The organism is uncultured Streptococcus sp., assembly GCF_938036805.1.
Classification (GTDB): Bacteria; Bacillota; Bacilli; order Lactobacillales; family Streptococcaceae; genus Streptococcus.
This window is the reverse complement of the sequence record NZ_CALHWC010000021.1, coordinates 1-12,612: the sequence shown is the minus strand read 5'-3', so window position 1 is coordinate 12,612 and position 12,612 is coordinate 1. Positions and strand designations below refer to the sequence as shown.

Genomic DNA, 12,612 nt, shown 5'->3' with positions numbered 1-12,612 from the left:
TTGCAACTAACGCAGGACAAATCAAGACTGGTTCACTTTCACGTACAGACCGTATTGCTAAATACAACCAATTGCTTCGTATCGAAGATCAACTTGGTGAAGTTGCTGAATACCGTGGATTGAAATCATTCTACAACTTGAAAAAATAATTCCTTCTAAAGGAATGAAGCAAATCCCTTGAGGCTAACTCAAGGGATTTTTAATAAATAAGGGGAGACTTTGGGGATGTTTTATTTCATTTTGTATATCCTAAGCAGAGAGTGGCCAGCTCTTACCGTTTTATTTATAGGCCTCTTTTGGGCTTATAAACGCAAATCAAGCTCTCTGGCGCTTTTGGCAGTTCTATTATTTCTTATAATTACCAGTATATTCTGGTATCCTCGGTTCAGCCCATGGTTTGCTTTTCCCTTTTTATTTCTTGTTTTCTATTTATTGGTCAAAAGATATAGGTGGGTTCTTTATCCTGCTCTTGCTCTAGGAGCCTTGTTAGTGGCATTTTCTCCTATTCTTGGGATATTTTTTACTGTTTATGTTCCGGTGAACCATTATGCCTATCTTGAGGAAAAAGGGCAGACAATAGTGGTTCGAGAAGATTATTATGGAGCATTCTTTAGTAAGAGCGATATAGAGATTATGACTTATGTAAATGGTCAACTTGCTTATGCAAATAAGATGGTTTATGAAAAGGTTGACTTACATGATTTTAATAAGGACAAAGATGCCGATAAGGATGTTTTTCTTGCTCAACCCTTGACAAGGGAGCGATTGGAAGAATTACATGATTTTATGCATCGGAAATGGACCAAATAAACCTTGATGAATCAAAATAGCTGTTGGATCAGACCTCCAACAGCTATTTTAAATAAGATTTTAGAAAAGAGACTTAACTTTGTTGATGACGTCATCGAGTCCTTTTGAATTAGCGACCAAATCTTTAGCCTTATCTAAGTATTCGCCCAGCTCATCCTTGTGGTCTTCGACAAACTCCTTAGCTGCATCAAAATCTTTCTTTTCGATTAATTCTTTGACTTGGTTAAACAATTCTACTGGATTCATTTTGAATGCTCCTTTGATAATTTTCTTTTTTGATTATTGGAAGGTCACGCAGACAGCTTCTGGCACATAGAAATCATGAGAGATTTCTGTTAATCGACCTGTTTCAGAATCGCGTTTGAAGACAGTTGCATTGTCCGAATCTTGGTGGACAGCGATGAGGTAGTTTTGGTCAGGTGTGATATTGAAATCGCGTGGATTTTTGCCCTTTGTTGGCGTGATTTCAACGAGCTGTAAACTTCCATCAGCTAGAATTTGATAAACAGCTATTGAGTCATGACCGCGGTTAGAGCCATAGAGGAATTTACCATCAGCAGAGAGGCGGATGGCTGCAGTGCCGTTAAAATCTTCAAATCTTTCTGGGAGAGTTGAGATGGTTTGCAGATGTTCAAACTGACCAACACCATCATAAATCAATACTTCGATGGTAGAATTTAGTTCGCAGATAAGGTAAGCAATCTTATAGTGGTTATGAAAGACAATGTGGCGTGCCCCGGCTCCAGCAGCACATGTGTAGGTGGCCAATTTGTTCAGTTGTCCGTCTTCCGTCACATCGTAGGTAGTGACTTGATCTGTTCCGAGGTCACAAGTAATCAGATATTGATCGGGAGTCAAGTCAGCATAGTGGACATGGGCAGAGGCTTGATTGGCGTGAGGTCCTTGCCCGACATGAGTATCTGAATCAGCCAGTTTTAGACTGCCATCTTCTTGCTGCTTGTAGACCAGCACTTGCCCCTTGTGGTAGTTAGCTCCGTAGACAAGTCCTCTTTCGTTATCTACAGCAACATAGCAAAGCGGTGCGCCTTCTTCAACCACATGATTGAGAAGATGTCTCTTTTGGTCATAGGCCGCAATCCCGCCTTGTCCGTCTTTTGCACCAACGGTGTACAGATGACCAGCTTGGTCAAAGGCTAGATAAGTAGGGTTTGGTTCTTCGGCTACTAATTCTAAGTTTGAGAGCTCTCCCTTTTCAGTGTCAAAATCTGCCTTGTAAATTCCTTGGGAATCTCGTCGGGTGTATGTTCCAAAATAAACTGTTTGAGTCATGTTTCCACCTCATTTTTTAAAATCAATCTATTATACCATAAAACGACTTAAGAAGCTGTTTGGATAGGAAAAGTCCTGTATCTAGAGGAGAATTCCAAATTTTATCAAAAAATAGATAAAAAACAGATGGTGGGTAGGAAGGGGATAGACCGCTTTGATAGAATGGAATTGTTCAAAAAAACAAATACGATCAGGAAAGCTCAAAATTCCTGTTTTCTAAAACAAAGGAGAAATCAAATGAACGTAAAAAAATTCGCTATGCTTGTAACTCTTATCGGAATGTCTGTCTTCTTCCTAGCTGCATGTGGTTCTAAGAATGCTGACAATAAAGAAATTAGTGATGGGAAAAAAGTAGATTTTAAGAAAGATGCTGTTGATCAAAAAACGAAAACAGTAGACGGCAAGGAAGTGACAGAGTACACCATGCCGGACGGAAACGTGATTCAAATCCCAGCAGATGGAGAAGAATTACCAACAGATGAATCTGAATCAACTGATAAATAAAAGTTAGAACTTGTAGGTTGGAGGCAATATGTTTCAAATAAAAAAAATGAATCGTAAAACCATTCTATTGGGAAGCACGGTCATTCTTGCTTGTGCAGGGCTGGGAGGCTATGTACTTCTTCATCAGGTTAATCAACAACAAGCCATGAAAATGGTCGATAATAAGATTGATTCACTGACGGTCCAAGATGCTGTTAATAACAGTAAAAAAACAAGCCTAGTTTTATCTGGAGAAGTAGTTGCTAACAATAGTAGTAAGGTCAAAATTGACCCATCAAAAGGTGAAGTTAAGGAAGTATTCGTTAAAAATGGCGATACTGTTACACAAGGCCAGCCCCTCTTTTCCTATGTGACCTCTCAGGAATTGACAGCTCAGTCTGCTCAGTATGATGCTCAAGCTAAAGCCAATAGCATTACGGCTGCACAAACTAGCGCATCTATCAAATGGGAAACCTATAACCGAAAGCTGGCTAATCTCAATACTCTTAAGAATAAATACAATTCTAGTAAGGATGAGTCTTTGTTAGATCAGATAAAATCTGCTGAAGACGAGCTGGCTCAAGCGCTAAGTGACGCAAAGACTGCTGACAATGAAGTAACGAATGCTCAGATTGAGGCTGAAAAGGCTCAGGTGACAGCTCAGACGGAATCAGACCGTATGAAATATGATACTGTGACGGCTGATACAGCGGGAACCATTACCTCTATGAACGAAGATCTTCCAACTCAGTCCAAGGCTAAAAAGGAAGAAGAAACCTTTATCGAAATCATGGACAAGTCCAAAACTTTGATCAAAGGGAGCGTTAGTGAATTTGACCGTGAGAAGCTGAATGTGGGTCAGAGAGTAGATGTTGTGGACCGCAAGGATCCTAAGAAACGTTGGAGTGGTACCGTGACGCAAGTCGGCACCTTGACAACTGCAAATACTGGAAATAGCAATGGTGGAAATAAACAACAGGAAAATCCCAACCAAGGCAAGTTCCCTTATACTGTCGAGCTGGACCAAGGCGGTGAAATGCCACTTGTAGGCTCCCATTCTTATGTCAATGTTGTGGAAAACGCTCCTGAAGCCGGCAAGGTTGTCGTCAACAAGGCCTATACTTTCAGTAAAAATGGTAAGACCTATGTCTGGAAGGTAGAGGGTAAAAAGGTAAAAATGAAGGAAGTTAAGACCAAGAAAGTCTCTGACCGTTTGGTAGAGATTACAGAAGGTCTGACTATGAAGGATACCATTTCGACGCCTAGAGAAGGCATGAAAGACGGAATGGAGGTAGGACAGAATGTTAAAGCTTAAGAACATCCACAAATCTTATCAACAGGGCAGTCAGGAATTTCCGATTTTGAAAGGAATTGATTTGCATGTGAAAGAGGGGGATTTTCTAGCGATTATGGGGCCGTCTGGATCAGGTAAGTCTACTTTGATGAACATTATCGGCTGTTTGGACAAGGCCAGCGCAGGTTCTTATCATATCGAAGGGACTGACGTCTCTGACCTGTCCGACAACCAACTATCTGATTTGCGTAATCAGAAGATTGGCTTTGTTTTCCAGAATTTCAACCTCATGCCTAAGCTGACAGCCTGTCAAAATGTTGAACTGCCTCTGACTTACATGAAAGTTCCTAAAAAAGAGAGACGCGAGCGCGCCCTAGAAATGCTACGATTGGTCGGTCTGGAAGAAAGAAGTGACTTCAAGCCTATGGAGCTGTCCGGTGGTCAAAAGCAACGGGTAGCCATTGCGCGTGCCTTGGTAACCAATCCCAGCTTTATTCTGGGAGACGAGCCGACTGGAGCGCTGGATACCAAGACCAGTGTTCAGATCATGGAGTTGTTCAAGCAGTTTAACGAACAAGGCAAAACTATTGTCATCATTACCCACGAGCCGGAAGTGGCTCAGCTTTGCAAGCAAACGGTTGTCTTGCGGGACGGTAATATAGAGACTCGGGCATTAGGATAGAAGGGGGCTATATGGAAGATATTTTTGTAGCTCTAAACTCCATCCTGTCCCACAAAATGCGCTCTATGCTGACCATGCTGGGGATTATCATCGGGATTGGCGCTATTATTGCTATCTTTTCCATCATTGAAGGAAATACAGAAAATACCAAGCGTCAGCTGATCGGTGGTAGCAATAATACCATCAAAGTCGTCTACGACAAGAAAAGCGCCATCGATCCCTCTATTCCAGAAAAATCCCAAGCTCAGAAGCCTTCCTACATTCCTTTCATGGGAGAGGATGTCTTGTCCAAAATCAAGGAAATTCCTGGAGTTAAAAATGCTTTGATGACCTATGGGGCGGACGAAAAAATTTACTATCTCAGTCAGAAGTCATCTAGCAAGGTTCAGGCAGTTTCCCAGTCGGTAGCTGACATCAAGCAGCAACGATTGTTGGAAGGGGAGGGCTTTGACTCTGAAGCCTTCAAAAATCAAGAGCAAGTAACCTATCTAGAAAAGTCTCTTTATGATACCCTCTTTCCTAAGGGAGACGGTATCGGTAAGTATGTAGAAGTTAAGGGCAATCCTTTTAAAGTTATTGGCGTCTTTGAGTCTACTGAGCAGAGTGGTTTAACCTCTGGTTCGGAAAAGGTGGCCTATATTCCTCTGCAACAATGGCATCGGATTTTTGACACCATTAATGTCAGTCCAGAAGTAACCGTTCAGACCCACAAAGCCGATGATTTGAAGAAGGTGGCTAAGAAAGTTAGTGATTACCTCAATCAGCAGATGCCTCAGTCAGACTATATGTTTGGTGTGCTAAATCTGCAAGAATTTGAACGTCAATTGGATAACCTCAACCAGTCTAACTTTGTCTTGCTAGCGGGTATTGCCAGCATCTCCCTCTTAGTCGGAGGTATTGGGGTTATGAATATCATGCTGGTATCAGTGACAGAGCGGACGCGTGAAATCGGGATTAAAAAGGCTCTGGGAGCTCGGCGAAAAATCATTCTCAAGCAGTTCCTGATCGAAGCGGTCATCCTGACTCTGATGGGAGGAATTATTGGTGTGGTAGCAGGTATCGCCTCTGGCTTTGCTATTACCCAGTCTCTGGCCTACCCATATATTTTATCTCTATTTTCGGTCTTTGTAAGTTTGCTCTTTTGTTGTATAATAGGAGTAGTATTTGGGCTCCTGCCGGCTGTGAAAGCATCCAAGCTGGATCCAATTGAAGCCCTGCGATTTGAATAAATAAAGGAGAATCAAGCATATATGCACAAGATTTTAGTAGTGGAAGACGATACTACGATCAATCAAGTCATTTGTGAATTTTTAAAAGAAAGTAACTATGCAGTTACACCAGTCTTTGATGGAGGCGAGGCTTTGCTTCAATTTGAAGCAGAGTCTTTTGACTTAGTTATTTTAGACATGATGTTGCCAACCATGAGTGGACTGGATGTCCTCAAGGAAATTCGCAAGACTTCTCAGATTCCGGTCATGATCCTGACAGCACTAGATGATGAGTACACTCAGCTAGTCAGCTTTAACCATCTCATCAGCGACTATGTGACCAAGCCTTTCTCACCACTGATCTTAGTCAAACGGATTGAGAATATTCTACGACGAAATACGGTTGCTTCAGAGATTACTGTCGGTGAACTGACAGTCTCTGTCGATGATTGTACAGTTTATTGGCAGGAAGAAAAGATGCCTCTGACTAAGAAAGAGTACGAAATCTTGCAGGCTCTAGCCAAGAGAAAGGATCACTTAGTGACCCGCGATCAGCTCATGAATACCATCTGGGGCTATAGCGAGCTGGACAGCCGTGTGCTGGATAATCACATCAAGAACATTCGTAAGAAGATTCCAGGTATTCCTCTGAAAACCATCACAGGTATGGGCTATCAGCTTGGAGGAGAAGACACGTGAAGATTGTCAAAAAGAACTTCCTCTTAACGACTTTCATCATCTTTGTCGTTGTGACGATCGTTCTATCCACCCTTTATTTCGCCATGCCGGTTTATTACCAGCAGGTCAAGGGGGGAGAAGCCCAGCGTGAGTTTGCTCAGGTAGCCAAGCAGGTCAAGGGAAAGTCCAGCCAAGAAATCAGTGAGCTCTTGAGCAATTATAGCAAAAAAAGCAATCAGATCTGGTTCACCTTGCTGGCAAAAGACAATACAATTCTTTACCCAGCACTCGAAACGAATGGAGAAAGCTCTCTCCAGCTGACCATTGTTCCGACCATTGCCAATAGCAATTATGAGAGTAAGACCCTGTCAGAAAGTTTTCGGACGTCGGATGGCAAAGAGGTAGTCCTGCGAGGGGAATATTCCCTGCAACCCGTTTCGGATGCCAGTAGGATCTTGCTCAATCTCTATCCCTTTGTATTATTTTTGTCGCTGAGTCTGGGTGGGCTTGCCGCCTATCTCTATAGTCGGACCTCCAGTCAGCGGATTAAGGATATCTCTTCTAGCACTCGGCAAATGACCAGCCTGCTTCCAGACGTTTCCTGTCAGGTGAAAGGGCATGACGAGATTGCTGATTTGGCTCAGGATATCAATCACTTATATGCCAATCTCTTAACCAGTATGGAAGCCCTGCGCTTGGAAAATGAAAAAGTCGCAGAAAGCGAGCGCGAAAAGGCAGAATTTCTCCGAATGACTTCCCACGAACTCAAGACACCCATCACCAGTATGATGGGAATGATTGACGGGATGATTTATGGGGTGGGCGATTTTAAAGATCGGGACAAATACCTGCGGAAGTGCCGCGAAATATTGGAAGAGCAGTCAGGCTTAGTTCAGTCTATCCTAGCCATTTCAAAACTGGAAATGACCATGGAGACAGAGCGAGAAATCTTCTCTCTCAAAGACTTGCTTGAAGCAAATATCAGTACCTACAAGGTTCTGGCGGACCTCAAGCACTATCATTTTAATGTCCAACTCTCAGAAGCAAAAGTCCGAGGTAATAAGACTTATTTACTAAAGGCTATTAAAAATCTGATTGACAATGCCTTTCATTATACAGTGGAAGGTGGAGAAATCTTGGTTCGTTTAGAAGATGGGGTATTAATTGTAGAAAATGAAGCTGAGCGAGTGTTGGATGAGTCACAGATTCAGCAGATTTTCCAGCCGTTTTATCGACCAGACTACAGTCGCAATCGCAAGGATGGCGGTACGGGACTGGGACTCTTCATCGTGCAGCAAATTTTAGAAAAGCACCATCTCACTTATCGCTTTGAAGCAGTTGAAAATAGATGGATGCGCTTCACAATTTTTTTACCTCAAACGGAACAGATGAGAGTGGGACAGAAATCGGTAATTCGTTAGAATTAGATTTCGTCGTCCCACCTCCGCACAGTTGAGTAGGGCTGTAAAAGCTGATGAAATCAGCGTAATAGAGCCCACTCAACCACTGCGTCTTGCTCTACAATCCAAAGACAATTGAGAGGCTAGGACTTTTGTCCCAGCCTCTTTTGCTTGGATTTTTATAGGATAAATATTTGAAAAGCACCTCTATTCAAGTTTTATTTTAAATTTAAAGAAAAAGTGCAAAAAACGCTTACAATATCACAAAATAATTGACTATTACCTTTATTAGGAGTAAACTAATGGGGTACAATTAAAAAATATAAAAGGAGAATTCATCATGAATTTAACATTTTTAGGACTTTGTATTGCCTGCTTTGGCGTCTCATTAGCTGAAGGTTTGATTATGAGTAATCTTTTCAAAGCATCTGCCCGTCAACCTGAAATTATTGATCAACTACGTAGCCTCTTAATTCTCGGTGTTGCTTTTGTAGAAGGTACCTTCTTTGTAACCTTGGCCATGGCCTTCGTCATTAAATAGACCACTCTATTTAGAGAAGGAGGTGTCAAACTATGGAAGAAAGTGTAAATCCGACCTTAGATATTGGACCAGTATCCTTTGATTTGACCCTACTTGCTATGTCTCTTGTAACTGTTTTGACGGTCTTTGCCTTTGTCTATTGGGCAAGTCGCAAAATGACCCTTCGTCCAAAGGGCAAACAAAATGCTCTTGAGATGATCTATGATTTTGTCATTAGCTTTACCAAGGGTAACATTGGAGAGCATTATATGAAGAATTATTCTTTATTTTTGTTTTCTCTTTTTATGTTTATTTTGGTGGCCAATAATATTGGGTTGATGGCAAAAGTCCAAACAACAAACGGTTATAACTTGTGGACTTCCCCAACGGCTAACCTCGGCTACGACTTATCTCTCTCCTTTATGATCACCTTGATCGCACATATAGAAGGGGTTCGTCGTCGAGGCTTTAAGGAATATTTGAAGGCTTTTGCAACACCAGGCTTTATGACCCCGATGAACCTCTTGGAAGAAGTGACTAATTTTGCTTCCTTAGCGATTCGGATTTACGGGAACATTTTTGCTGGTGAAGTATTGGCAGGTTTGCTTTTAACCTTGTCTCAACAAGCCTTTTATTGGTATCCAGCAGCCTTTATCGGAAACATGTTATGGACGGCCTTTTCGATTTTCATTTCATGTATCCAAGCTTATGTATTTACCATGTTGTCTTCGATGTACATTGGTAAAAAAATAAACGGTGAGGAAGAGTAAGTAGAGGAGTAGTAGAAGATGGATTTAACTATTGGTACCATTATTGGTGACTTTATTCTCATCGCTGGTTCCTTCCTTTTATTAATTTTTTTAGTAAAGAAGTTTGCCTGGGGCAATATTACCAGTATCTTAGAAGAACGTTCTAAAAAGATTACGGATGATATTGACGGGGCTGAGTCAGCCCGCAAAAAGGCTGAGGAACTCGCGCAAAAACGTGAGAATGAATTAGCAGGAAGTCGTCAGGAAGCAACGACGATTATCGAACATGCTAAGGAAACAGCTCAAAAAAATAAGGCTGGAATTATAGCAGATGCAGCTGAAGAAGCTGGACGTTTGAAAGCAAAAGCCAATCAGGAAATTGCACAAAGCAAGGCAGAAGCCTTGAACAGCATTAAAAATGATGTGGCTGACCTAACAGTAAGTCTCGCAAGTAAGATCTTGAGCCAGCAGCTTGATACAGAGGCACACAGCGAGCTCATTGATCGTTATATTGATAAATTAGGAGATGCTTAATGGACAAAAAGCACTATGCGGTAATTGAAAAATATGCCTTGCCTTTTGTTCAATTAGTATTTGAAAAGGGTCAGCAACAGGATGTTTTTGATAAACTAAGCCAGATTAAGGCTGTGTTTGTGGAAACAAATCTTGCTGACTTTTTATCACATATTGGCGTTGATGAGGGAGAGAAGGAGAAGGCTCTTCGACTTTTCCAAAACTCAGATTCACAGCTGATTGATAACTTTATCGAAGTCGTTATTCTCAATCATCGGGCAGATTTATTCTACGACATGTTGGTAGAAATTCAGCATCAGATTGAGAAAGAAAGCAATGAATTTGAAGTGACAGTTAAATCTGTTCAACCCTTGACAGAAAGTCAAAAAGACAGATTGAAACCAATTCTTGAGCAGAAAATGGGCCTCAAGGTTCGTTCCTTCAAGCAGGAATTGGATACCAGCCTGATTGGTGGCTTCGTCATTTCAGCCAATAATAAGACAATTGATGCAAGTATAAAACGTCAATTACAACTCGTAAAAGAAAATTTGAAATAGAAAGTGGTGTGAATTTTGGCGATTAACGCACAAGAAATCAGCGCTTTAATTAAGCAACAAATTGAAAATTTCCAGCCAAATTTTGACGTCACAGAAACTGGGGTCGTCACTTATATTGGTGATGGAATCGCTCGTGCCCACGGTCTTGATAATGCCATGAGTGGCGAGCTCTTGATTTTTGAAAATGGTTCTTATGGTATGGCTCAAAACTTGGAGTCAACCGATGTCGGGATCATTATTTTGGGTGATTTTACAGATATTCGTGAGGGCGATACGATTCGCCGCACGGGTAAAATCATGGAAGTTCCTGTCGGAGATGCTTTGATTGGTCGTGTCGTGGATCCGCTTGGTCGTCCTGTAGACGGCTTGGGTGAGCTTGCTACGACTAAAACGCGTCCTGTGGAAGCGCCAGCTCCAGGAGTTATGGAGCGGAAATCCGTTTTTGAGCCATTACAAACAGGTCTGAAAGCTATTGATGCCCTTGTACCAATTGGTCGTGGTCAGCGGGAATTGATTATCGGTGACCGTCAGACTGGTAAAACTAGTATTGCCATCGATGCGATCCTCAACCAAAAAGGGCAGGATATGATCTGTATCTATGTTGCCATTGGTCAAAAGGAATCTACTGTCCGTACACAAGTGGAAACTCTCCGTCAGTATGGAGCCTTGGATTATACTATCGTGGTAACAGCGTCAGCCTCTCAGCCTTCTCCATTGCTTTTCTTGGCTCCTTATGCCGGTGTAGCAATGGCTGAAGAATTTATGTACAATGGCAAGCACGTCCTCATCGTTTATGATGACTTGTCAAAACAAGCGGTAGCTTATCGTGAACTTTCTCTCTTGCTTCGCCGTCCGCCAGGTCGTGAAGCCTTCCCAGGGGATGTCTTCTACCTTCACAGCCGTCTGCTTGAACGTTCAGCTAAAGTTTCTGATGAGCTTGGTGGTGGATCAATCACTGCATTGCCATTCATCGAAACGCAGGCAGGAGATATCTCAGCTTATATTGCAACCAACGTAATTTCAATTACGGATGGTCAGATTTTCCTCAGCGATAGCCTCTTTAATGCAGGTATTCGCCCAGCCATTGATGCCGGTTCTTCTGTATCTCGGGTAGGTGGATCTGCACAAATCAAGGCTATGAAGAAGGTTGCAGGAACTCTGCGTATTGACCTTGCTTCATATCGTGAGCTGGAAGCCTTTACCAAATTTGGTAGTGACCTCGATGCAGCAACTCAGGCTAAGTTGAACCGTGGACGCCGTACAGTAGAAGTATTGAAACAGCCAGTTCATGAGCCACTGCCAGTTGAAAAGCAAGTTGTGATCCTCTATGCGTTGACTCACGGCTTCCTTGATGCAGTACCAGTAGATGAGATTCTTCGATTTGAAGCAGAGATTTTTGCTTACTTTGACGCTCATCATGAAGACATTTATGAAACCATTCGCCAGACAAAAGATTTGCCGAGCGAAGAAGTGCTGGACGCCGCTATTACTGAATTTATTAATCAGTCTAACTTCAAATAAGAATAGAGGTGTCAGATGGCAGTTTCATTAAATGATATCAAAAATAAAATTGCATCCACAAAAAACACCAGTCAAATCACAAACGCGATGCAGATGGTTTCTGCATCTAAGTTGGGAAAATCCGAAGAAGCAGCAAAGAACTTTCAAGTCTATGCTTCTAAGGTTCGGAAACTCTTGACAGACCTTTTACATGGTCATGAGGCAGAAAATGTTAGCCATCATCCACTGCTCAAGAGCAGACCGGTTCAGAAAACGGCTTATATCGTCATTACATCTGATCGTGGTTTGGTCGGTGGCTACAACGCAACCATCCTCAAATCAATGATGGAATTGATTTCTGAATACCACGAAAAGGATGACTATGTCATTATTTCGATCGGTGGAATGGGAGCTGATTTCTTCCGAGCACGGGGCATTCAGCCAATCTATGAATTGCGCGGCTTAGCCAATCATCCGAGTTTTGATGAAGTTCGGAAAATCATTTCCAAAACCATTGAAATGTATCAGAATGAGCTTTTTGATGAACTTTATGTGTGTTATAACCACCATGTCAACAGTCTGACCAGTCAGATGCGGGTAGAGCAGATGTTGCCAATCGTCGATTTGGATCCTAGTGAAGCGGATGAGAATTATATCCTCAATCTAGAATTAGAATCCAGTCGAAATGCGATTCTAGATCAGCTCTTGCCTCAGTTTGCTGAAAGTATGATTTACGGAGCCATTATTGACGCAAAAACTGCTGAAAATGCTGCTGGTATGACAGCTATGCAGACAGCAACGGATAACGCTAAAAAAGTTATCAATGATTTGACCATTCAGTATAACCGTGCTAGACAAGCAGCTATCACGCAGGAAATTACTGAAATTGTGGCGGGTGCAAGTGCACTGGAATAGTGTCACAGAAAAT

At 42.0% G+C, this 12,612-nt stretch carries 15 protein-coding genes and 1 pseudogene; 14 read left to right on the top strand and 2 right to left on the bottom strand.

The window, feature by feature from the left end:
* Together Q0191_RS01005 and Q0191_RS01000 are read left to right on the top strand one after the other, a co-directional pair.
* Nucleotides 1–149: pseudogene (locus Q0191_RS01005) on the top strand (phosphopyruvate hydratase); the annotation flags it as partial.
* Nucleotides 150–225: 76 nt separating this feature from the next.
* The gene (locus Q0191_RS01000) at nucleotides 226–810 is read left to right on the top strand and encodes a hypothetical protein (protein ID WP_297663011.1); all 585 of its coding nucleotides are present in this window, start codon (nucleotides 226–228) and stop codon (nucleotides 808–810) included.
* A gap of 60 nt (nucleotides 811–870) precedes the next feature.
* Here the strand turns inward: Q0191_RS01000 and Q0191_RS00995 are convergent, their stop codons facing one another.
* Nucleotides 871–1,056 (bottom strand): hypothetical protein, encoded by a 186-nt coding sequence (locus Q0191_RS00995; protein WP_297663009.1) that lies wholly within the window; start codon nucleotides 1,054–1,056, stop codon nucleotides 871–873.
* Nucleotides 1,057–1,089: 33 nt separating this feature from the next.
* Complete coding sequence (locus Q0191_RS00990) at nucleotides 1,090–2,100, bottom strand: lactonase family protein (RefSeq protein WP_297663007.1); 1,011 nt, start codon at nucleotides 2,098–2,100, stop codon at nucleotides 1,090–1,092.
* 237 nt (nucleotides 2,101–2,337) lie between these two features.
* On the opposite strand from Q0191_RS00990, the gene Q0191_RS00985 reads away from it, so the two are divergent.
* The 12 genes from Q0191_RS00985 (at nucleotide 2,338) to Q0191_RS00930 (ending at nucleotide 12,599) form a co-directional block, all read left to right on the top strand.
* Nucleotides 2,338–2,604 (top strand): hypothetical protein, encoded by a 267-nt coding sequence (locus tag Q0191_RS00985; RefSeq protein ID WP_005592220.1) that lies wholly within the window; start codon nucleotides 2,338–2,340, stop codon nucleotides 2,602–2,604.
* A 28-nt stretch (nucleotides 2,605–2,632) separates the two neighbouring features.
* The gene (locus tag Q0191_RS00980; protein ID WP_297663004.1) at nucleotides 2,633–3,898 is read left to right on the top strand and encodes an efflux RND transporter periplasmic adaptor subunit; all 1,266 of its coding nucleotides are present in this window, start codon (nucleotides 2,633–2,635) and stop codon (nucleotides 3,896–3,898) included.
* Nucleotides 3,885–4,559, top strand: coding sequence for an ABC transporter ATP-binding protein (locus Q0191_RS00975; protein ID WP_005589728.1), 675 nt, complete (start codon nucleotides 3,885–3,887; stop codon nucleotides 4,557–4,559). Before Q0191_RS00980 ends, Q0191_RS00975 begins: the two co-directional genes overlap by 14 nt.
* 11 nt (nucleotides 4,560–4,570) lie before the next feature.
* Nucleotides 4,571–5,788: an ABC transporter permease gene (locus Q0191_RS00970; protein ID WP_048764025.1), complete on the top strand. Its 1,218-nt coding sequence runs from the start codon at nucleotides 4,571–4,573 to the stop codon at nucleotides 5,786–5,788.
* Nucleotides 5,789–5,809: 21 nt separating this feature from the next.
* Nucleotides 5,810–6,466: a response regulator transcription factor gene (locus Q0191_RS00965; RefSeq protein ID WP_125372927.1), complete on the top strand. Its 657-nt coding sequence runs from the start codon at nucleotides 5,810–5,812 to the stop codon at nucleotides 6,464–6,466.
* Nucleotides 6,463–7,866: a cell wall metabolism sensor histidine kinase WalK gene (locus Q0191_RS00960; protein ID WP_297662998.1), complete on the top strand. Its 1,404-nt coding sequence runs from the start codon at nucleotides 6,463–6,465 to the stop codon at nucleotides 7,864–7,866. Before Q0191_RS00965 ends, Q0191_RS00960 begins: the two co-directional genes overlap by 4 nt.
* Before the next feature lie 319 nt (nucleotides 7,867–8,185).
* Entirely contained in the window at nucleotides 8,186–8,386 is a 201-nt protein-coding gene (locus tag Q0191_RS00955; protein WP_125381528.1) for a F0F1 ATP synthase subunit C, read from the top strand.
* Nucleotides 8,387–8,418: 32 nt separating this feature from the next.
* Entirely contained in the window at nucleotides 8,419–9,135 is a 717-nt protein-coding gene (gene atpB / locus Q0191_RS00950) for a F0F1 ATP synthase subunit A (protein ID WP_297662993.1), read from the top strand.
* An 18-nt stretch (nucleotides 9,136–9,153) separates the two neighbouring features.
* Nucleotides 9,154–9,648, top strand: a complete 495-nt coding sequence (gene atpF / locus Q0191_RS00945; protein ID WP_297662992.1) for a F0F1 ATP synthase subunit B — start codon at nucleotides 9,154–9,156, stop codon at nucleotides 9,646–9,648.
* A complete protein-coding gene (locus Q0191_RS00940) occupies nucleotides 9,648–10,184 on the top strand; it encodes a F0F1 ATP synthase subunit delta (RefSeq protein WP_297662990.1) in 537 nt (178 codons plus the stop codon). Before atpF ends, Q0191_RS00940 begins: the two co-directional genes overlap by 1 nt.
* A 15-nt stretch (nucleotides 10,185–10,199) precedes the next feature.
* Entirely contained in the window at nucleotides 10,200–11,705 is a 1,506-nt protein-coding gene (atpA, locus tag Q0191_RS00935) for a F0F1 ATP synthase subunit alpha (RefSeq protein WP_297662988.1), read from the top strand.
* Nucleotides 11,706–11,720: 15 nt separating this feature from the next.
* On the top strand, nucleotides 11,721–12,599 hold the full coding sequence (locus Q0191_RS00930) for a F0F1 ATP synthase subunit gamma (RefSeq protein ID WP_125372930.1): 879 nt from the start codon (nucleotides 11,721–11,723) through the stop codon (nucleotides 12,597–12,599).
* Nucleotides 12,600–12,612 lie beyond the last annotated feature (13 nt).

What these genes read in the sequence shown, in the direction of transcription:
- Q0191_RS01000 (WP_297663011.1), top strand. Translation starts at nt 226, where the DNA reads ATGTTTTATTTCATTTTGTATATCCTAAGCAGAGAGTGGCCAGCTCTT.
- Q0191_RS00940 (WP_297662990.1), top strand. Translation starts at nt 9,648, where the DNA reads ATGGACAAAAAGCACTATGCGGTAATTGAAAAATATGCCTTGCCTTTT.
- atpF (WP_297662992.1), top strand. Translation starts at nt 9,154, where the DNA reads ATGGATTTAACTATTGGTACCATTATTGGTGACTTTATTCTCATCGCT.
- Q0191_RS00980 (WP_297663004.1), top strand. Translation starts at nt 2,633, where the DNA reads ATGTTTCAAATAAAAAAAATGAATCGTAAAACCATTCTATTGGGAAGC.
- Q0191_RS00970 (WP_048764025.1), top strand. Translation starts at nt 4,571, where the DNA reads ATGGAAGATATTTTTGTAGCTCTAAACTCCATCCTGTCCCACAAAATG.
- Q0191_RS00930 (WP_125372930.1), top strand. Translation starts at nt 11,721, where the DNA reads ATGGCAGTTTCATTAAATGATATCAAAAATAAAATTGCATCCACAAAA.
- Q0191_RS00985 (WP_005592220.1), top strand. Translation starts at nt 2,338, where the DNA reads ATGAACGTAAAAAAATTCGCTATGCTTGTAACTCTTATCGGAATGTCT.
- Q0191_RS00990 (WP_297663007.1), bottom strand. Translation starts at nt 2,100, where the DNA reads ATGACTCAAACAGTTTATTTTGGAACATACACCCGACGAGATTCCCAA.
- Q0191_RS00955 (WP_125381528.1), top strand. Translation starts at nt 8,186, where the DNA reads ATGAATTTAACATTTTTAGGACTTTGTATTGCCTGCTTTGGCGTCTCA.
- Q0191_RS00975 (WP_005589728.1), top strand. Translation starts at nt 3,885, where the DNA reads ATGTTAAAGCTTAAGAACATCCACAAATCTTATCAACAGGGCAGTCAG.
- atpB (WP_297662993.1), top strand. Translation starts at nt 8,419, where the DNA reads ATGGAAGAAAGTGTAAATCCGACCTTAGATATTGGACCAGTATCCTTT.
- Q0191_RS00965 (WP_125372927.1), top strand. Translation starts at nt 5,810, where the DNA reads ATGCACAAGATTTTAGTAGTGGAAGACGATACTACGATCAATCAAGTC.
- Q0191_RS00995 (WP_297663009.1), bottom strand. Translation starts at nt 1,056, where the DNA reads ATGAATCCAGTAGAATTGTTTAACCAAGTCAAAGAATTAATCGAAAAG.